We start from the raw sequence: 19,203 nt of genomic DNA on the forward strand, positions 1-19,203 counted from the left end.
TAAAAATATAAAAAACCCCCACAACAAAGTGGGGGGAATGGAGCGAAAGACGGGATTCGAACCCGCGACCCCTTGCTTGGCAAGCAAGTGCTCTACCACTGAGCTACATTCGCAAAAATATGGAGCAGGTGATGAGACTCGAACTCATGACCTCCGCCTTACCAAGGCGGCGCTCTGCCGACTGAAGCTACACCTGCACAAACATCAAAAAATATTATACTATAATAAAATTATTTCGTCAATAATAATTTTAAAATTTTTCTATTATTTCGATTTCATCGTTATTTTCAAGAAACGCTGCATTAGCTTCATCTGTATCAACGTGAAACTCTAAAGCATATTTGTCTGATACTCTAACTAAAACATCTTGGAAAATTAACTTTCTTCCGTCTTTATTAGCCAAAACTGAAACCAAATCTTTGTCTTTTAATCCATATTTTGCTGCATCATCTGTGTGCATGTGAATATGTCTTTTTGCTATTATAACTCCTTCTTTCAATTCTACTTCGCCTTTTGGACCAACTAACTTTATAGAAGAACTATCAACTATGTCTCCTGAATCTCTTACAGGAGGGTTAACTCCCAACTTAAATGCGTCAGTTCTTGAAACTTCTACTTGTGTGGCTTTTCTTGTAGGTCCAAGAACTCTAACTCTTTTGATCGTATTTTTTGGGCCTACTAAGTCAACAGTTTCTTCTGAAGCGTATTGCCCCGGTTGACCTAAATCTTTAATAGGATTAAGTTGATAGCCTCTTCCAAAAAGTTTTTCAAGGTCTTCTTGAGATAAATGTAAATGCCTATTCGATACTCCTACTTTTATACCTGGTTTTTTTGTAACCATAAAAACACCTCCGTTTATCTGATTTTTGGTTTTATCATTGATTTTCTTATATAAATATTTAATTTTTTTGGTTTTTTAATAGTAATAACCAAAGGACCTCTTTTTACAGAAAGCCACCCAAATCCTGGTATAGAAAGATCGTAACCTTCTTTAATTGTTAACTTTTGTTCGTTGAACTCTATTTCATCAAAATTATAATCATCAGTATATGGTGGGAAAGTCACGTCTCTATTTTTCATAACGTCTTCTATTTTTTCAATGTTTGTTTCATGTACAGATATATTGTTTGAAGCAAAAACTGTAAAAATAGGTTTTAGATCACCTTCTCCTCTTTCCTCAACAATAAAATAAACCAGTGAACTTATGAAAAAGACCCTTTCTTTTTCCAGTTTATAAGTACCAATTTCAATGTTTTTATTTGGTACCATTTTTACTTGAGTGTAAATATCAAAAAAATCATATAACCTATCATCTGGTTCAATACCAGGGGTATCATAAATTTCAATATTTGATTGTGATAAATAAGTTTTGATTAAACTCAAAGTAGTGCCTGGATAAGAAGATACTGTAGCGTCGCCTTCAGATATTTTATTTAACACTGAAGATTTCCCTGTATTTGTAACTCCAATAATCAAAGCCTTTTCTTTTTCAGTCATTGTGATAATCTTTCGTATTTTGTTAAAACCAAATCCGGTTTTAGCTGAGATCATCCTAATATTTTCTTTTTTTATTCTTAATTTATTCCTAACTTTTTTAAATAACCATTCTTTTACTTCTGATAATGCTGAAGTTTTCGGCAAAAGGTCTATTTTATTAGCTAATAAAATTACTTCTTTACCTTTTAATTTTTCAGCTATTTCATCTCTGAAAGTGCCTTCAAAGTCCATTATATCAATAACCCAAATTATAGTGTTAAAATCTTTTACAACTTCTTCTAATTGAGGTAAAAAATCTGAGTCTAAATTAAATGGCATTAAGTGATTATAATTTTTTAATTTAAAACACCTTTGACACAAAATTTTATCGTTTTCTATTATTTTTTCGTCTAAAACATTTTGCGGGATATAACCAGCTTTTTCTTTATCTAAAGATTGTATTGTAACTCCGCAACCTTCACATTTCATTATTATTTCCCCCTTTTTCTTTAAAAAGTTTGGGTTTTTTTCTCATCATTTTAATACTCAACTTTTCAAGTTTTCTAACAAATTTAGTCCAACTACCTTCTTTTTTACTCAAAGGTTCAATCTTTATTGTATAAAATCCAGAAATATTTCCAGCTAAAATATCTGTGAAAAGTTGATCTCCTATTAAAACGCATTCATTAGGCTTCTTATTTAAAGATCTTAATTTTCTTTTTATTTTATAGGTTAAGGGTTTTAGCGACAAAGGGTGAATGCCCACACCCAAATCGTACAATTCCTCTTTTAAGTTGTTGAATCTTGAAGCTCTTCCGTTCGTAGCTATCAAAATTTCAAAGCCTTTTGATTTTAGTTTTATCATCAAATCTTTAACTTTTTCAGGGATTTGCTCTGAATGCCAAGGTACTAAAGTGTTATCAAAATCAAAAATCAAAAGTTTGTGATTTGTATTAAAAATATGATCGTAATCTATATCAAAAATAGATTTTTGAAATTCATTTGGTACACCTAAGTCCATCAATCTGAAAAACCACCCTATCGTATAAAAAAATATGAAATACATTAATCTGGAAAAATTTGCCATAAATTTTTTTGATTTACTTTCAATTTCATACATATACGGATTTATCAATATTGTGTATAATCCCAGTTTATTTCCAGCGAATATATCTGTTATGAATAAATCACCAATCATCAAAGCATGTTCTGGTTTTGTTTCCATAATATCCAAAACTTTTGAAAGCTTTTTTGTTGAGGGTTTTTTCATGTTAGAATAAACTTTGACTTTACCCATAGTTTTTTCTTCAATATGTTTTACCCTATTATCATTAGCGTTTGTGACAATTGCAACTTGAAAACCTTGAGCTAAAAGACGCTCGAATAAATCGAGCGTCTTTTCATTTATTTTTTTTTCTTTCCATACGGTTATTGTGAAATCATAATCGAATAATACCGTTTTAAACCCCCATTTTTTGAGTTTCTCAAAATCTATGGAGTAGATATCTGGTTTATGTTCTCTGGGGATTGGGATGTATTTATACAATCCCGTTGTGTGGTTCAACTTTTATAACCTCCATTTTAATAGCTTCTTCTTTAACAGATCTAATTAGTTTCAAAGCATCATCTAAGTTATCTTTAGGAACAATAATTTTCAAGAAACCATTTTCTTGCCTGTTTCTTACACTCATCAGGTGTGCTTCTCCTTCTAAAAGATAAGTTATTAGATGAATATCATTTTTATCTATATCAACATAAACATCATATTCTAATATATCGTTCATTTTCTCCTCCAAATAAAAAATTACAACATTATTATATAGTTTTTTTTTTAATTTAATAGTAATAAATATTAAGAACACTTGACAATAATTTATTACAATATTTCTGCTGCCAAAGTCGCCAATTCGGATCTTTCTCCTTTTTTCATTGTTATATGTGCAGCTATACCTGAGTTTTTAAATTTAGAGGCTGCATAAACCAAACCATTAGAGCTGCTGTCTAAATAAGGGTTATCTATTTGATAAGGGTCCCCTGTCAAAATAATTTTTGTATTTTCTCCAACTCTGGTCAATATTGTTTTTACTTCTGCAGGAGTAAGATTTTGTGCTTCATCTATTATTATAAATTGATCTGGTATAGATCTGCCCCTAATATAGGAAAGAACCTCTATCTCTAAAATGTCCCTTTTTTCTAAATAATCATCCGGTTTTTTCCCTTTGCCTGAAAACAAAAAATCCAAATTATCGTAAATAGGTTTTAACCAAGGTCTCATTTTTTCTTCGATACTGCCCGGTAGATATCCTATATCTTTGCCCATAGGTATTACTGGTTTTGAAACCATTAATTTTTCATATTTTTTTAATTCAACAACTTGGGTTAAACCGGCGGCCAAGGATACCAATGTTTTACCCGTGCCTGCAATTCCGACAAGTGTAACAAATTTTATTTTTTCATTAAATAAAGCGTTAAAAGCAAAAAGTTGTTCTATGTTTCTGGGTTTAATACTGTAAAATTCATTGTCATAACTCAAGTTTATCTTTTCGAATCTTTCATTTTCGTTATAAATGTAATAACTTTTTCCATATTTTAGATAAGAGTTTGGGTTAATTTCTGAACCTTCTGGTAGTAATTTTAGGGCCTCGTCTTTTTCTAAATATTCTTTCTCATTTAAAAATTCTTTTTTTTCGGCTTCAAAATATCCATCAGGAAGAATTTTAATATCCACTTTATCGGTTAAATAATCTTCTGATTTCAATCCAATAGCACTTGCCTTAACCCTAACATTCAAATCTTTACTCACTACTATTGTTTCAATGTCTTTATCTCTTTCATTTATATATTTAGCGTAAAAAAGAATATGATCGTCTTTAGACTGACCAAAATATTTGGGTATATCAGCATCTTTTCTATCTATGACCTCAATTTTCAAAAAGCCACCGTTGTCTAAATTCACTCCATCATGAAGATTCCCGTTATTTCTATAAGAATCTAATAATCTATTAACATCTCTTGCAGATTTGGCAACTTTGTCATTTCTGGTTTTCAATTTGTCAATTTCTTCAATAACTGGAAAAGGAATTATAACATTGTTATCTTGAAAATTAAAAATACATTCAGGATCATGAATTAGTACATTGGTGTCCAAAATATAATTTTTTACCATTTTATCCCCTCCATTTTTTTAAAAAATCCTGCATTTGTGACATTGAAAATTTTTTAACCAATTTCAAAAATAGTTTTGCAGTTATTATAGCATCATCCCTGGCTCTGTGTGGGATGAATTTTCCAAGTTTCAATTTCTTTGATAGGCTTTCCAAATTATAAGGGCCATTTTTAATAAAAAATCTCGAAATTTCTAAAGTATCTAAATAATAGTTATCAACAGAATAAATTCCTGATTCCTTTGCGGCAATATCCAAAAAGTTTAGGTCCATTTCTACATTGTGTGAAATCAAAACAGAATTGGATATGTAATTTTTGAATTTGGGCATGATATCAGTTAAAAGAGGTGCAGTATCTATATCAGAATTATTTAACTTGTGATAAGAAGAAACTTGTGCAGGGATTTTAATTTCAGGATTTACAAGAGATTGAAATATATAATCATATTTTATTTTGTTTTCATAGATTGGTACAGCGGCTATTTCTATAATCCTATCTCCTTTATATGGAGACAAGCCAGTAGTTTCAAAATCAAAAGCTACGAATACAGCTTCTTTCAAATTTATCATTAGTCTACCTCCCTTTAAAATTATAACATAAACTCTTTTATTAAATTATTTTAATTTTGTTTGTTATTTGTTGAAATTTAGTTTTATTTATCTTAGAATAAGTTTATTTAAACTTTATAAAAAGTATATTATGAGTTATGATTATTATGAAAAAAATTTCATGATAGCGAGGTGTTATAAATGAGATATTCTGAGAGAGTCTTAAACATGCAGGAATCACCTATAAGAAAATTAATTCCCTTTGCTGAAGAAGCCAAGAAAAAAGGGAAAAAAGTATACCATTTAAATATTGGCCAACCTGACCTTGAAACACCAAAAGAGTTTTTTGAAGGCATAAATAATGCCCCAAAAGTTGTAGCTTATTCTCATTCTGCTGGGATTATAGAGTTGAGAAATGCATTTTCTGAGTACTACAGAAAATGGAATATGAATTTGGATCCAGAAGAATTAATAATCACAACAGGTGGTTCTGAAGCGATAATATTTGCTTTGGCATCTGTTGCAGATCCAAATGATGAAATAGTAGTAATTGAACCATTTTATGCAAACTACAGGGGCTTTGCCGAAATGCTTAATTTAAAGTTAGTTCCTGTTCAAGCTTCACCTGACAATGGATATGCTTTGCCTTCAAAAGAAGAATTTGAAAAAGTAATTACAGATAGAACAAAAGCCATTATATACTCAAACCCTTCCAATCCAACTGGAGCTGTATATACAGAAGAAGAGATTAAAAGAATAGATCAAATTGCTGTTGAAAATGATTTATATATAATATCAGATGAAGTCTATAAAGAATTTACATTTGATGGAAGAAAACATATTTCAATTATGAACTTTGAAAACAAAGATAGGTACATTGTTGTAGATAGTATTTCTAAGCGATATTCTGCGTGTGGAGCCAGAATAGGAGTGTTTGCAACTAAAAATAAAGAATTATTAGCTCAAGCTATGAAATTTGCTCAATCAAGGTTATGTTCTCCTGTTATGGCACAGTACGGAACTGTTTCATTGTTGAAAAATTTGGACGATTCTTATTTTGAAGAGATGATAGAAGAATATCAAAAGAGAAGAGATGCTGTTTACGAAGAATTATCTAAAATTGATGGAGTAACTTTCAAGAAGCCACAAGGATCTTTTTATGTGTCCGCAGAAATTCCCGTTGATGATAGCGAAGAATTTATAAAATGGATGCTTACTGACTTTGATTTAGATAATGAAACTGTTATGGTTGCACCTTTAAATGGTTTTTATGCAACAAAAACAGCAGGTAAGAAAGAAATAAGAATTGCTTATGTTCTTGAACCAGAATCGTTAAAAAAAGCATGTCAAATATTGAGAAAAGGCATAGAAGAATACAATAATATCAAGACAAGATAAATAAAAAGATGGTTGAAATTTCAGCCATCTTTTTTTAGTTTGACTATTATTTTATTTTTTCCATCATAATATTCGTATTCAAAGTGATCTGCCAGATTCTTGACTAAATGTAAACCCAGGCCGTGTCCTTCTTCAATACACTTTTCTACTAATTTTTTAGTGTCTTCAATATCAATATAAAAAGGAGGTATTTCACCACCTTGACTGTAAACCTCTATTTTTAAATGATCCTCAAAGTCTTTTATATGTAAGACAGAATTATCTGCATATTTAATCGAGTTACTTCCCAATTCATCAAGTATAATTTCCAATTTAAAAAAAATATCCTCGGAGATATTTTTTATAGACTTTTTTAAATTATCTATATCTTCTATTAATTTTTTAGGTTGAGTTAATTTCAATTCATAATTCATGATTTCCCCCTAAAATAAATTAATTTTTTAATCATTATTATAAACACAAGAATAATCAAAGCTATTAAAAATGCATTAACTGTTCTCAAAATTCCGAGATATATAGGAGTATGAAAATGCAAAAAAGTGTTAATTATACTTACAGGCAATATAGACTTTCCAAGAATCCATATTAGCTTACCAAAATAAGTATCAAAAGGTTTTGTGAAAAAGAAAAAATAAGAAATCAACTCTTTAGTTCTTGGCCTTGCAATTAAATATTGATCTAAAAAATCTCTTATTTGTCTTTCGATATCTAAAACAAATCCCCAGTTATTGCTTCTTATTAAATAAAGAAAAACACCTAATAGACCAATGATTAAAATAATTATATCACTTTTATAAAATTTATCAAATTTTTTGGAATAAAGGTATTTTATGAATATAAAAAAAGGTAACCCCAACAAAACGATCTTTACTCCTCTAATAGTATTCAATTTGAATATAAAGTTGAAATCAAATCCACTCGCATAGATTAATATACCAAAAATTATACTATATAATACAATTTTAAAAACGTTTTTATTCGATATTTTAAAAAATATAATATAACTTAAAAACAATCCCGCAATTGTGAAAGACCAATTGTAGAAGAATAATAAAGATACAAAGTACAGCATAAAAAATATTGGCATATAAATAAGTAAATTAGCTGAAATCAAAATATTAGAAATGTATTTCAAGTATTCACCACTGTACGATTGTTCTATATCCTTGTAGTAGGCTGGTTCTCCTAAATATTTCTCTATATTTTCTACTAAAGAAGCTTTTTTTTCATGATCTGGTATATAAAAATATTGTATCTTTCTTTCTTCAAAAGCTCTAATAAATCTTCTGACTACTATATCATTAGAATATTTATCTAATTCTTCTGGTTTAATATAGTGTACATATTTTATCTTTTTCAAAAATTCATCTGTTAAAGAATTTTTAACTTTTAAAAAAACTTCATCGCTTGGAGAGAATTCAGCGATAAAAATATGATCATAGTTTTTTATATTTTCCAAAAATTCTTTTTGATTGTCAACTTTTATCATTATAATAGAATTCTTTTCGATTACTTCTTTGTTTATAAAAGAGTAATCTTGAGTATTTTTAAAATCATAATATGAAATAAAAATTGTAAAAATTATTGAGAATATAATATTGATGTATAAGAAAATCTTCTTAAATTTTTTCATGATTAGTTATCCTTTAAATCTTCTAATCGTTTAAGAACATCTTCCAAATCTTTATACAAAGGAGCTTTTATATCATAAGTTTTTCCGTTCATTTCAAAATAAAATCTAAAGGAATGTAAGAAAAACCTTCTTAATCCCACTTTTCTTTTCAACATTTTGTTTATTTCTTTATCTCCATACAAATTATCCCCCGCAACTGGATGGGATATATCTGCAAATTGTTTTCTTATTTGATGTTTCCTCCCTGTTAAAAGCTCGACTTCTACAAAAGAAAGGGATATATTATCGATTTTGAAATTATCTATTTTTTTGTATTTTAAAACAGCTTCTTTCCCTTCAACTTGACTTTTTAAAGTCCCAGAAGAATCTATATTGCCTATCAGTAAAGTAATATAGTATTTTTTAGTTTCTCTGCTCTTTATTTTTTTGGATAAGATTCTTGACATAACCTTGTTTTTGGCTATAAGTAAAGCTCCAGAGGTTAGTTTATCGAGTCTGTGAACAAGATGTGGTTCATATTCATCTTTTGAATTATATTTAGCTCCTTCTATAATTGTTACCATTTCTTCACCTGTTCCTGGATGCATAGATACTTTTGGTGGTTTGTTAATAGCAAAAAAATCGGCATCTTCGTATAACACATCATAATCTAAAGGCCTTTCTTTCATAGTTGGCTTTAATGGTCTTTCCATTTTTTTATCTATAAAATCTTCGTCGATTTCAACTAAATCACCTAAATTTAATTTGAAATTATTATTTTTAATTGTATGTCCATTGACTTTTATTTTACCCTTTCTAATCATTTTAAAAATAGATCCTAACTTGACTTTTTTCATTTCATTTCTCAAAAATTTGTCCAGTCTATTATAGTAATTAGTCTTATCTACAATAACTTTTTTCATAAAAACCTCCATTTGCAATTGTATATAGTTGAATATATTGAAAAATAAATTTATAATATATATATAATAAATATATAATTATCCATAAATATTATATCATGAGGTGAGTGAAATGTATAAGGAAACATTATCTACTCTGTTAAGCTTTGTTGGAAAAGATATTTTAAAGGAAAAAAATATTAACAAACTTGAAGAAAGTATTTTTTCAAAACTCAATAAAAAGGAGGAGTTTATAGAAATAGTTGATTATTTAGAAGGACTTGAAGACTTCTCTATAAAAAATCAGTTATATGAAATGTTGAAGATAAAGGCCTTTGATTTGTTGAAGATAGTATATTCTGAAGATTTAATCAAATATGGAGATATGAAATACGAAATTTCAATAGATTTTGAAGATTTCCGTTCTATAATTGAATTTATAGATGTTGATGAAATTAAAGGAGAAAAAATATTCAACATCTTATCTCCAAAAATCTCTGTTAGATTATCAACCCTGAATGAAATAGTTAATGGAGAGAGCTCATCAAATAGAATTTGGTATGAAAATGAAATTAAAGGGGTATTAAATAGGTTAAAACCACTAACAAAAAAATTTTTAAAAATGCTGATTGAAAAAGGTAAGATGGACTCTGATGAAATTGTAAAAGAGTTAGATCTAAAAAATTATCGTTCTATTTCAGCTTTAGTTAGTGCTATTTCAAGAAATTCTCCAAAAGATAAGGAAAAACTGGTGTTTAAAGATGGAAACAGTATAAAAATAAATCAAAAATATATCGATTTAATTTCAAAACATGTAAATAACTAAAATTATTTGTTCTATTCAAAGATAACCTTAATATATCTTTCTCTGAATATTTGTCATCAACTTGATAAATATAAAATGAATATGTATAATTAATTTATAAATTGATAAAAAAATGTTAATTTGGAGGAGATAAAATGAAAATTTCTCAAAAGTATTTGGTAACTTTTTTACCCATACTTATAGTAGTAGTTATATTATTTATTTTTGTTTCGCAAAGCATTAGTTCTAATTCTTTAGAAACCAGTTATACAGAGGGGTTTGAAGCGACCATATCCCTCAAAAAGCAGCTGCTAACAAATTATTTCAAAGATTATGAAAGATCCACAAAAATCATTGCTCAAGATCAAAATATAGTTTATTTTCTTGAAAGTGAAACAGATACATTTGAAGATGATACGGAAAAAGTTAGAGAAGTATTGAAAAAGTATTATATAGAAATGAATCCTCATCAACAAAATAATGAAATGATTTCTATTAAAGAAGTCCCAGAAAGCAACGAAGACCCAGATGCAAGTTATATATATTCATATGATTTTATGCACGAAAGTTTCCATAATTATTTTATTAATTTGGCCAATAATTACGGATACGAAGATCTGTTATTGATAGATAATAGTTACAACGTTATTTACTCAATTAATAAAACTGGTGAATTCACCATGAATGTTGAAGAATCTATGAAGGATACCCCCATATATACGTTAGTCCAAGCAATAGAAACTAAATCAAGCACTCAAACACATTTTCATGATTTTGAAAAATATCAATATTCTAATGAACCTTATGCATACTCTGGTACAGCTGTTTATCAAATGGATCAAAAGATTGGCTATTTAATTTTAAAAATTGGTAATGATAAGTTCAATGAACTTATGTTGGATAATACAGGAATGGGAGAAACGGGAGAAACATATATAGTAAACAATGGAAATCTAATGGTTAGTAATTCTAGATTTTTAGAAGAAGGATTTTTAAATAAAAAAATAGAAACCAAACAAGTTAATGAAGCTTTAAATGGTTTAGAGGGAAATCTAATAAGCGAAAATTATAATTCAGAAAAAGTATTAACAGTTTATTCTCCGTTCAATTACAAAGAAATTGAATGGGCCTTGATTGGTGAAAAATCTTATAAAGAAGTAAATCAGCCTGTGCGCAATTTAATAAACCTTTTACTCATTATAGGTGCGATAACTTTTATTGTTTCAATAACAATAGTATTAATAGCTTCAAATAGGATAGTAAAACCTCTATACGAATTGGTGAAAAAAATAAATGAATTTGGTAAAGGAAATTTAAAAGTCAAATTCAATCCAAAAGGGAAAGATGAAATAGCTGAAATCACAAAATCATTAAAAGAAATGTCTGGAAATTTAAACAAATCTATTTCTTCAATTTTCAAGATTTCAAACATATTGAAAAGTTCTTCTATTGATCTTAAGAATTATAGTGAAGAATCAAACGAAATCTCTAATAAATTAATGGATAAAGTTAGTGTAATTAGCGAAAATGCAGAAGACACTTCTTCTTCTGTTGAAGAAATAAATGCAAGTGTTGAAGAACTATCTTCGTCTGCTCAAAATGTATCTTCTACAGCTAATTTACTGTCTGAATCTGCACAAAACACGTCTGATTCAGCTGGACGTGGAAGAACAAAAATGCAATCTATAAAAGAAATGATAGAAAACGCAGTTGAAAATTCTCGAGAGACAAAAACAAAAGCAAACGAATTATCTGAAAAGGCAAAAAATATAGAAAATATTATAGAATCAATAGACCAAATAACAGAACAAACCAACTTATTAGCACTGAATGCTGCTATAGAAGCTGCAAGGGCGGGAGAAGCCGGAAAAGGTTTTGCTGTAGTAGCAGATGAAATAAGAAAGTTAGCAGTTGAGAGTAAAAATGCAACAGATAAAATTGCTGATATTCTAAAAGATCTCACATTAAGCAGTGACGAAGTTAACGATTATACTGAGAGAACATCTGGTATAGTTGAAAAAATATCCAATTTCAACGTAGAAGTATCACAACAGTTTGAAGATATTTTTGACAAGGTTAATGATATTAATTCAAAAATAGAGAACATGACAGCAACTTCTCAAGAACAAAGTGCCAGTACTGAAGAAATGAGTTCTGCGATTGATAGAATATCTAAAACCGTAAGCGAAATAGCACAAAAAATAAACGATTCTTTTGAAGACATTAAACAACAAAACGACAGTTCAGAAAAAATAAGAAATTATTCAAAAGAGTTGGAAAAGTTATCTGAAGATTTACAAGAAAACATAAATAAATTTGAAATATAAAAAGAAAAAGTCACTTGATTATCAAGTGACTTTTTTGGTGGGTCTAGTAGGGATTGAACCTACGACCTATTCCACGTCAAGGAAGCGCTCTCCCGCTGAGCTATAGACCCAATATAAAAAAGTATATCATAAAGAAACTTATTCGTCAATATTTATAAATATGAAAAATATTTCATGATTTATAAATCTAATTAACTTTAATTATCTTAAATGTTTAATGGACAAAGTTGATTTATTTTTTATTATGATATACAATGTATTCTGTTAATTAAAAAGAAATATTACAATCTGCTATATTAACATACTTGCTTTTTTAGAAATATTATGATAAAATTTTTCTGTAGCTGAAAATAAGCAAAGATATTCTTTTTAATAAAAAAATTCATAACTTCATAAGGGGGGAAAAGAATGAAGAAGATCTTAGTGGTATTATTTGTTTTATCAGCTTTGGTTTTTTCTTTTGCAGAAATACCAAATTCTGATACAATTATTAAAAGAGAGATTGGTGAACCAGAAACATTGGATCCAGCATATGCATATGACACAGCTAGTGGAGAAGTTATTTTTAATATTGCAGATAACTTAATTGCTTATGACGGTGAAGCATTAGACAAATTTGTTCCTATGCTTTCTACAGTAGTTCCTACAGTAGAAAATGGTTATTTAAGTGAAGATGGTTTAACTTACACTTTTGTTATTAGAGAAGGAGTAAAATTTCATAATGGAAATGATTTAACTCCTGAAGATGTTGAATATTCATTTGAAAGAAACATGTTAGCATCTCAATTTGGTGGACCTACATGGATGTATCTTGAACCATTAACTGGATATCAATATTTAGAACAATCAGTTCCTGAATTTATTGGTGTTGGAAAATGGGCAGATCTTTTCAATGAAGATGGCACATTAAAAGAAGAATACAGAGAAGATATGATTGCTTTCTATGAAGAAGTAATTGATCCTGCTGTAGAAGTAAACGGAAATGAAGTTACATTCAATTTAGCAATTCCTTATGGTCCTTTTTTAAACGTTCTTGCTCATTTTTCAGCATGGTCAGTTATCATTGATAAAGAATGGTCAATTGAACAAGGTGCATGGGACGGAAATCCAGACGGATGGTGGAAATGGCATAATTTAAGAACTGAAGATGCAGCATTTTATGACAATTTAATGGGTACAGGTCCATACGAATTAGTAGAATGGGACAGAACACAACAACAAGTTATCTTGAAAAGAAACGATAACTACTGGAGAGAACCAGCTCCTGTTGAAAATGTTGTTCTTAGAACAATAACTGAATGGCCTACTGCTAAAACTGCATTTGAAGCTGGGGATGTTGATATTATGACTCCTGACCAACAGTATATGTCTCAATTAAGAGGAAGAGAAGACGAAGGTATTATCACAGTTGAAGGGTTAACAACAATTAGTACGGACGTTATTGGATTTATTTGGGAAATAAATCCAGATTCTAAATATATTGGCTCAGGAAGATTAGACGGAGAAGGTATTCCTACCAACTTCTTTGCTGATGAAAATGTTAGAAAAGGATTTCAGCATGCTTTTAGCTACGACGCTTATATAGCAAGTGTATTGGAAGGACAAGCTATTCAACCTGTAAGTGCCTTGCCAAAAGGATTATTAGGTTATAGTGATGACATAGACAAACCATCATTTGATGCAAATGCTGCTACTAACTATTTTAGAAGAGCATTCAATGGTCAATTATGGAACAGAGGCTTTAAAATGACACTTGTTTATAATTCCGGTAACGATGCAAGACAAGCTGCTATGGAAATCTTAAGAGATAATTTAGCACAAATAAATCCTAGATTCCAAGTTGAAGTTAGAGGAGTTCAATGGCCAGATTATGTTGCTTCAAGAAGATCATACACTAACCCAACTAACTTCTTTTCATGGTTAGCAGATTATCCAGATCCACATAACTTTATTTCAACTTATTACAATTCAGACAGCGGATACTATGCTGCTTACATGGGAGATTCATATGCAAGATTTGCAAGTTTACCACAACCTGAATTTGGTGGTGTTTCCTTAAACGATTACATAATGATGGCGTTAGAAGAATCAAATACACAAAAAAGAGCTATGATGTATGAAAAAATCTCTGAATTTGCTGTAGATCACGCTATAAATTTACCAGTTGCTCAAGGGTTGGCAAGAAAAGCTTATAGAGATTGGTTAAAAGGTTGGGAAAGAAACCCAATGCAAGGTAGTAGCGATTACTTCTATATTTTATCAAAAGAAGAATAATATCATTAAACTAAAATTATTTAAAAACTAAATATCAGAGGGGGGACGCTTAGAAGCGTCTACCCTCTTATTTTTATGTGGAGGTGAACTTTTTTGACTGCCTACATAATAAGAAGACTATTGTTATTACCTTTGATAATTTTTGGGGTAACATTAATAGTTTTCAGCATGATGCAATTATTAGGTACAGATAAACTGGTTACAGCTTATATACCTCAGTCTCAAATTGATAGAATGACTGATGAACAGATTGAAAGTGTAAAAGAAAGATATGGGTTAAATGATCCTTTGCCTCTAAGGTATATTAATTGGCTAGGAAAAACTTTATCTGGTGACTTAGGTTGGTCTATTGTTGGTAAACAACCAACTTTAACAGCTATTTTACAAAGGGTTCCTTATACAATTGAATTGGCATTATATGCAATCGTGCCCATTATATTTGTTGGTATTTGGCTAGGAATAAAATCTGCAGTAAACCATAATTCTTTTATAGACAATTTCATAAGGATTTTTGCTTTAGTTGGTTATTCCTTACCAGATTTTGTTTTTGGATTAATAATTTTAATGATTTTTTATGGAGTTTTAGGGTGGTTTCCACCGGGTAATTTATCTTTATGGGCTGATCAAGCAGTTTCATCAGATTCTTTCAATACAATAACTCATTTAATATCTATTGATGCACTTTTAAATGGTAGATTCGATATATTTTGGGATGCATTAAGGCATATTATCGCTCCTGTTATAACTCTTGCATATTTATGGTGGGCATTCTTATTAAGAATTACCAGATCAGCCATGCTTGAAGTCATGAAAAAAGATTACATTAGAACAGCAAGGGCAAAAGGATTATCTGAAAAAGTTGTAATCAATAAACATGCAAGAAGAAATGCATTAATTCCGGTTACAACGGTTGCTGGTTCCATGATTATTGGACTGTTCATAGGTACAGTTTTTGTCGAAACCATATTTAACAGAACAGGTTTAGGAAGATTTGTTGCTGATGCTGCAACCCAGTTAGATTATTCGTCAATAATGGGAAGTCTTCTTTTTTATTCAATGATTCTTGTAATTGGAAATCTTATAATTGATATTTTATATGCAGTTATAGATCCAAGAATTAGACTTGAGTGAGGTGAATATTTGTGAATAAAGAAGAGCTCAAAAGAACGCTGAAAAAATTATTTGGAAATACTGGGGCTATAATAGGGTTCATTTTATTAGGATTCTTTATAGTTATTGCAATTATTGCTCCTTATATTGCTCCACCAGATATTCCTCAAGATATGGACCTTGAACAAGCAAATAAACTTATAGAAGATTACGAACCTTCTAATAAAGAAGAGATATTATCAGCTTTCGAAAGTTTTCAACAGTTTAATTTAGGATTTTATATGCAAGATTATCCTATAGTTAAAGAAGTTTATGAATCTTTAAAAGAATTTGACAAAGGAAATATTTCGTTAGAGGAAGCTAAGATGAGTTTACAAAAATTGACAAACTATTATATTGTAGACATATCTTTATTAGAGCAAATAGAAACTGATCCTAATGCAGTTATTTCTGATGTTGAAAAAGTTTATAAAAAATATAAGGATTATAATGAAAAGGGAAAAGTAGTAAAAGAAGAATTAGAAGAACTAAGGACTTTAGAAGGCGATGATTTTTTAAAAAAAGCAAAATCAATGTATAATGATTTTCATGATTTTTATATTGATAGTATAGATTTCGATCCTTTTATCATGCCAAAAGAATCCTTAGAAAATGCCCCTCAACCACCTTCAAGAGAATATCCTTTTGGTTTATCAAATGGAAGAAATATTTATTATGGCGTAGTATGGGGTACGAGAACTGCTTTTCAAATTGGTTTTTCAGTAGTTGCTTTTGCAACGTTTGTTGGCCTTTTAGTAGGATCAATAGCTGCGTACTTTGGTGGTTGGGTTGACGAAATATTGATGAGAATAACTGATATATTTCTAAGTATTCCTTTTATTTTGTCTGCTATGGTATTGACAACGGTATTAGGAACAGGAATAGATAAAGTCATGATAGCTATGATGACTTTTACCTGGATGTCTACAGCAAGACTTATAAGGGGAAATATTCTTCAAGCCAAAAATGAACAATATGTACTTGCTGCTCGAGCCTTAGGAGTCCCTGATTGGAAAATTATCATAGTTCATATATTACCTAATACTATTTTCCCAGTTATTATTCAAGCTACTATGAGAATAGGTACAATGGTTATTACTGCTTCTGGATTGAGCTTTTTAGGTTTAGGTGCTCCACAGGGCTATGCTGATTGGGGTTCTATTTTATCGTTTGCCAGAAACTGGATGCTTGGTGGAGGAGAAAATGCTTTTCAATATTGGTACACTATAGTATTCCCAGGTACTGCAATGGTTCTATTCGTTTTAGGGTGGAATTTAGTTGGCGATGCACTAAGAGATATATTTGACCCTAAAAATAGAATGTGAGGTGGAAATAATTGAATACAAAAAATAAAAAAGCAGAACCTTTGTTAAAAATAGAAAATTTAAAAACATATTTTAGAACTGAAGATGGAATTGTAAAAGCTGTCAATGGGATGGATTTTGAACTATATCCTGGTGAAACTTTGGCAATTGTTGGGGAATCAGGTTCAGGTAAATCTGTTACTTCATTAAGCCTTATGCACCTTTTAGACGAAAATGGTTTTATACCAGAAGGGAAAATTATATATAAGGGCCAAGATATTACCAAACTTTCTCAAAATAAGATGAGGAAAGTTAGGGGTAATGAAATATCTATGATATTCCAAGAGCCTATGACAGCTTTGAATCCTGTTTATACTATTGGCGAACAAATAATGGAAATGATCAAACTTCACTTAAAAATGAATGAAAAAGAAGCTAGAGCTAGAGCAGTTGATTTACTTCAAAAAGTTGGAATTCCAGAACCAGCAAAAAGAATAGAACAATACCCTCATGAATTATCTGGTGGAATGAGACAAAGGGCTATGATTGCAATGGCTTTATCTTGTGATCCTTCGGTACTAATAGCTGACGAACCTACAACAGCGCTCGATGTAACCATTCAAGCACAAATTTTAGAATTAATGAATAAATTACAAGATGATTATGGTATGGCAATAATATTTATTACTCATGATTTAGGAGTAGTTGCAGAAATGTCAGATAGAGCTATTGTAATGTATGGTGGAGAAATATTTGAAAAGGGAGATATAGTAGATATTTTCAAAAAGCCAAGAAATCCTTATACATGGGGACTCATGAATTCAATTCCAAGAATAGATGTTGAAAAAGAAAAATTATGGGCAATTCCCGGATCCGTTCCAAGCGCTATGAACTTTCCAAAGGGGTGTAAATTTGCTAATAGATGTTTTTTAGCTACTGAAAAATGTGAGAATGACGAACCAGAATTAAAAGAAGTTGGGAAAAATCATTTATCAAGATGTTTCTATGTTGACAAATTAGTAGAAGAAATTGATAAAGTAAAGGCCGGTGAATCAAATGGATAAAAAAACGCCATTACTTGAAGTAGAAAATATGAAAAAATATTTCCCTGTTAGAGCAGGTGTTTTTAAAAGAGTAGTGAACCAAGTTCAAGCTGTTGATGACATTTCTTTTAAAGTGAATTATGGTGAAACACTTGGTTTGGTTGGAGAATCTGGTTGTGGTAAAAGTACAACTGGCTTGTCAATTCTTAGGCTAATTAATCCAACAGCAGGAAGAATTATGATAGAAGGAGTGGATTCCACTCCCTGGTATATGAACGGAAGAGAAGCAAAGAAGTATATAAAAGAAACATATGAAAATAAATTTGAACAAATGTTGTTGGAATTTAAAACTGAGGATGAGGTAATTAAGAATTTAGAAAAAGAAATAGATAAAAAAATGGCAAAAATATATTTTGAGCACGGATATTCTGGTTTAAAAAAGGAATTATTAACCGATTTAAAAGAAAAAAGAAAATTTTTTAGAAAAGATGCTCAAATAATATTCCAAGATCCTTATTCTTCTCTTAACCCAAGGATGAGAATAAAAAACATAATAGGTGAAGGAATAAAAACGCATAATATAGCAAAAGGAAAAGAAGTAAATGATATCGTTGCGGACTTACTTGAAAAGGTTGGACTTTCTTCTGAATACTTGTATAGATATCCACATCAATTTTCAGGAGGTCAAAGACAAAGAGTTGGGATTGCCAGAGCATTAGCATTAAATCCTAAAATGATTGTTTCCGACGAAGCTGTTTCTGCACTTGATGTTTCGGTACAATCACAGGTTATAAATTTGATGGATGATCTAAGGGATCAATTTAATTTAACTTATATATTTATAGCCCATGATTTGGCTGTTGTAAAACATATAAGTGATAGAATAGCTGTTATGTATTTGGGTAAAATTGTTGAAATAACGGGGAAAAAGAAATTATTTGAAAATCCGTTACATCCTTATACAGTATCATTAATGTCGGCTATTCCTGTTCCGGATCCAGAAAACAAATCAAAAAGAATTATTTTGCAGGGTGACGTTCCAAGCCCATTAAACCCACCAACTGGTTGTAGGTTTCATACAAGGTGTCCTATTGCAAAAGAAATTTGTTCTAAAGAAGAACCACCATTAAAAGAATTAGAAGATGGGCATCATGTAGCTTGTCACTTCGCTGGTGATTTCAAAGGTTAATTATTTATAAA

General features: G+C 29.9%; 16 protein-coding genes, 3 tRNA genes and 2 pseudogenes. 9 read left to right on the forward strand and 12 right to left on the reverse strand.

Translation table 11 applies throughout. From position 1 onward, the window contains the following. Nucleotides 1-38: 38 nt before the first annotated feature. The 8 genes from BLS00_RS01410 to BLS00_RS01445 form a co-directional block, all read right to left on the reverse strand. Nucleotides 39-113, reverse strand: a tRNA-Gly gene (locus tag BLS00_RS01410). Nucleotides 114-120: 7 nt separating this feature from the next. Continuing rightward, nucleotides 121-197 (reverse strand) — tRNA-Thr (locus BLS00_RS01415). 53 nt (nucleotides 198-250) lie between these two features. Next, the gene (pduL, locus tag BLS00_RS01420) at nucleotides 251-841 is read right to left on the reverse strand and encodes a phosphate propanoyltransferase (RefSeq protein ID WP_091402136.1); all 591 of its coding nucleotides are present in this window, start codon (nucleotides 839-841) and stop codon (nucleotides 251-253) included. 14 nt (nucleotides 842-855) lie between these two features. Further along, nucleotides 856-1,965, reverse strand: a complete 1,110-nt coding sequence (gene yqeH / locus BLS00_RS01425; protein WP_091402137.1) for a ribosome biogenesis GTPase YqeH — start codon at nucleotides 1,963-1,965, stop codon at nucleotides 856-858. Next, nucleotides 1,955-3,040: a YqeG family HAD IIIA-type phosphatase gene (locus BLS00_RS01430; RefSeq protein WP_091402139.1), complete on the reverse strand. Its 1,086-nt coding sequence runs from the start codon at nucleotides 3,038-3,040 to the stop codon at nucleotides 1,955-1,957. Before BLS00_RS01430 ends, yqeH begins: the two co-directional genes overlap by 11 nt. Further along, the gene (locus BLS00_RS01435) at nucleotides 3,015-3,260 is read right to left on the reverse strand and encodes a DUF4911 domain-containing protein (protein WP_091402141.1); all 246 of its coding nucleotides are present in this window, start codon (nucleotides 3,258-3,260) and stop codon (nucleotides 3,015-3,017) included. Before BLS00_RS01435 ends, BLS00_RS01430 begins: the two co-directional genes overlap by 26 nt. Before the next feature lie 92 nt (nucleotides 3,261-3,352). Continuing rightward, nucleotides 3,353-4,642 (reverse strand): PhoH family protein, encoded by a 1,290-nt coding sequence (locus BLS00_RS01440; RefSeq protein ID WP_091402143.1) that lies wholly within the window; start codon nucleotides 4,640-4,642, stop codon nucleotides 3,353-3,355. A 1-nt stretch (nucleotide 4,643) separates the two neighbouring features. Then, nucleotides 4,644-5,210, reverse strand: coding sequence for a 3'-5' exonuclease (locus tag BLS00_RS01445; protein WP_240724319.1), 567 nt, complete (start codon nucleotides 5,208-5,210; stop codon nucleotides 4,644-4,646). A 180-nt stretch (nucleotides 5,211-5,390) separates the two neighbouring features. Here BLS00_RS01445 and BLS00_RS01450 point away from each other — a divergent pair, with 180 nt between their 5' ends. Next, on the forward strand, nucleotides 5,391-6,587 hold the full coding sequence (locus BLS00_RS01450; protein ID WP_091402146.1) for a pyridoxal phosphate-dependent aminotransferase: 1,197 nt from the start codon (nucleotides 5,391-5,393) through the stop codon (nucleotides 6,585-6,587). Between the two features lie 20 nt (nucleotides 6,588-6,607). Here the strand turns inward: BLS00_RS01450 and BLS00_RS01455 are convergent, their stop codons facing one another. Genes BLS00_RS01455 through BLS00_RS01465 form a run of 3 tightly spaced genes read right to left on the reverse strand, consistent with a single transcriptional unit; the run spans nucleotide 6,608 to nucleotide 9,122 of the window. Beyond that, complete coding sequence (locus tag BLS00_RS01455; protein WP_091402148.1) at nucleotides 6,608-7,000, reverse strand: ATP-binding protein; 393 nt, start codon at nucleotides 6,998-7,000, stop codon at nucleotides 6,608-6,610. After that, nucleotides 6,997-8,220 (reverse strand): DUF5693 family protein, encoded by a 1,224-nt coding sequence (locus BLS00_RS01460; RefSeq protein WP_091402150.1) that lies wholly within the window; start codon nucleotides 8,218-8,220, stop codon nucleotides 6,997-6,999. The genes BLS00_RS01455 and BLS00_RS01460 overlap by 4 nt, the downstream gene beginning before the upstream one ends. 2 nt (nucleotides 8,221-8,222) lie before the next feature. Continuing rightward, the gene (locus BLS00_RS01465) at nucleotides 8,223-9,122 is read right to left on the reverse strand and encodes an RluA family pseudouridine synthase (RefSeq protein WP_091402153.1); all 900 of its coding nucleotides are present in this window, start codon (nucleotides 9,120-9,122) and stop codon (nucleotides 8,223-8,225) included. A 112-nt stretch (nucleotides 9,123-9,234) separates the two neighbouring features. Here BLS00_RS01465 and BLS00_RS01470 point away from each other — a divergent pair, with 112 nt between their 5' ends. Beyond that, the gene (locus BLS00_RS01470) at nucleotides 9,235-9,927 is read left to right on the forward strand and encodes a hypothetical protein (protein ID WP_091402155.1); all 693 of its coding nucleotides are present in this window, start codon (nucleotides 9,235-9,237) and stop codon (nucleotides 9,925-9,927) included. 134 nt (nucleotides 9,928-10,061) lie between these two features. Further along, nucleotides 10,062-12,233 carry a methyl-accepting chemotaxis protein gene (locus BLS00_RS01475; protein ID WP_091402156.1) on the forward strand — a complete coding sequence of 724 codons (2,172 nt, stop codon included), beginning with the start codon at nucleotides 10,062-10,064 and terminating at the stop codon, nucleotides 12,231-12,233. A 35-nt stretch (nucleotides 12,234-12,268) separates the two neighbouring features. Here the strand turns inward: BLS00_RS01475 and BLS00_RS01480 are convergent. Next, a tRNA-Val gene (locus BLS00_RS01480) sits at nucleotides 12,269-12,343 on the reverse strand. 298 nt (nucleotides 12,344-12,641) lie between these two features. On the opposite strand from BLS00_RS01480, the gene BLS00_RS01485 reads away from it, so the two are divergent. The 6 genes and pseudogenes from BLS00_RS01485 to BLS00_RS01505 all read left to right on the forward strand — a co-directional run bounded on the left by BLS00_RS01485 (nucleotide 12,642) and on the right by BLS00_RS01505 (nucleotide 19,192). Then, nucleotides 12,642-14,507: an ABC transporter substrate-binding protein gene (locus BLS00_RS01485; protein ID WP_091402157.1), complete on the forward strand. Its 1,866-nt coding sequence runs from the start codon at nucleotides 12,642-12,644 to the stop codon at nucleotides 14,505-14,507. A gap of 93 nt (nucleotides 14,508-14,600) precedes the next feature. Beyond that, nucleotides 14,601-15,638 carry an ABC transporter permease gene (locus BLS00_RS01490; RefSeq protein WP_091402158.1) on the forward strand — a complete coding sequence of 346 codons (1,038 nt, stop codon included), beginning with the start codon at nucleotides 14,601-14,603 and terminating at the stop codon, nucleotides 15,636-15,638. A gap of 11 nt (nucleotides 15,639-15,649) precedes the next feature. Continuing rightward, nucleotides 15,650-15,787 (forward strand): annotated as a pseudogene (locus BLS00_RS10880) (ABC transporter permease); the annotation flags it as partial. A 447-nt stretch (nucleotides 15,788-16,234) separates the two neighbouring features. Next, nucleotides 16,235-16,981: pseudogene (locus BLS00_RS10885) on the forward strand (ABC transporter permease); the annotation flags it as partial. Between the two features lie 11 nt (nucleotides 16,982-16,992). Further along, nucleotides 16,993-18,024 carry an ABC transporter ATP-binding protein gene (locus BLS00_RS01500; RefSeq protein ID WP_244885724.1) on the forward strand — a complete coding sequence of 344 codons (1,032 nt, stop codon included), beginning with the start codon at nucleotides 16,993-16,995 and terminating at the stop codon, nucleotides 18,022-18,024. After that, a complete protein-coding gene (locus BLS00_RS01505; RefSeq protein WP_091402160.1) occupies nucleotides 18,017-19,192 on the forward strand; it encodes an ABC transporter ATP-binding protein in 1,176 nt (391 codons plus the stop codon). The genes BLS00_RS01500 and BLS00_RS01505 overlap by 8 nt, the downstream gene beginning before the upstream one ends. The last annotated feature ends 11 nt before the right edge of the window (nucleotides 19,193-19,203 follow it).

Source organism: Geotoga petraea (genome assembly GCF_900102615.1).
In the GTDB taxonomy this organism is placed as follows: Bacteria; Thermotogota; Thermotogae; order Petrotogales; family Petrotogaceae; genus Geotoga; species Geotoga petraea.

What these genes read in the sequence shown, in the direction of transcription:
- pduL (WP_091402136.1), bottom strand. Translation starts at nt 841, where the DNA reads ATGGTTACAAAAAAACCAGGTATAAAAGTAGGAGTATCGAATAGGCAT.
- yqeH (WP_091402137.1), bottom strand. Translation starts at nt 1,965, where the DNA reads ATGAAATGTGAAGGTTGCGGAGTTACAATACAATCTTTAGATAAAGAA.
- BLS00_RS01435 (WP_091402141.1), bottom strand. Translation starts at nt 3,260, where the DNA reads ATGAACGATATATTAGAATATGATGTTTATGTTGATATAGATAAAAAT.
- BLS00_RS01440 (WP_091402143.1), bottom strand. Translation starts at nt 4,642, where the DNA reads ATGGTAAAAAATTATATTTTGGACACCAATGTACTAATTCATGATCCT.
- BLS00_RS01445 (WP_240724319.1), bottom strand. Translation starts at nt 5,210, where the DNA reads ATGATAAATTTGAAAGAAGCTGTATTCGTAGCTTTTGATTTTGAAACT.
- BLS00_RS01450 (WP_091402146.1), top strand. Translation starts at nt 5,391, where the DNA reads ATGAGATATTCTGAGAGAGTCTTAAACATGCAGGAATCACCTATAAGA.
- BLS00_RS01455 (WP_091402148.1), bottom strand. Translation starts at nt 7,000, where the DNA reads ATGAATTATGAATTGAAATTAACTCAACCTAAAAAATTAATAGAAGAT.
- BLS00_RS01460 (WP_091402150.1), bottom strand. Translation starts at nt 8,220, where the DNA reads ATGAAAAAATTTAAGAAGATTTTCTTATACATCAATATTATATTCTCA.
- BLS00_RS01465 (WP_091402153.1), bottom strand. Translation starts at nt 9,122, where the DNA reads ATGAAAAAAGTTATTGTAGATAAGACTAATTACTATAATAGACTGGAC.
- BLS00_RS01470 (WP_091402155.1), top strand. Translation starts at nt 9,235, where the DNA reads ATGTATAAGGAAACATTATCTACTCTGTTAAGCTTTGTTGGAAAAGAT.
- BLS00_RS01475 (WP_091402156.1), top strand. Translation starts at nt 10,062, where the DNA reads ATGAAAATTTCTCAAAAGTATTTGGTAACTTTTTTACCCATACTTATA.
- BLS00_RS01485 (WP_091402157.1), top strand. Translation starts at nt 12,642, where the DNA reads ATGAAGAAGATCTTAGTGGTATTATTTGTTTTATCAGCTTTGGTTTTT.
- BLS00_RS01505 (WP_091402160.1), top strand. Translation starts at nt 18,017, where the DNA reads ATGGATAAAAAAACGCCATTACTTGAAGTAGAAAATATGAAAAAATAT.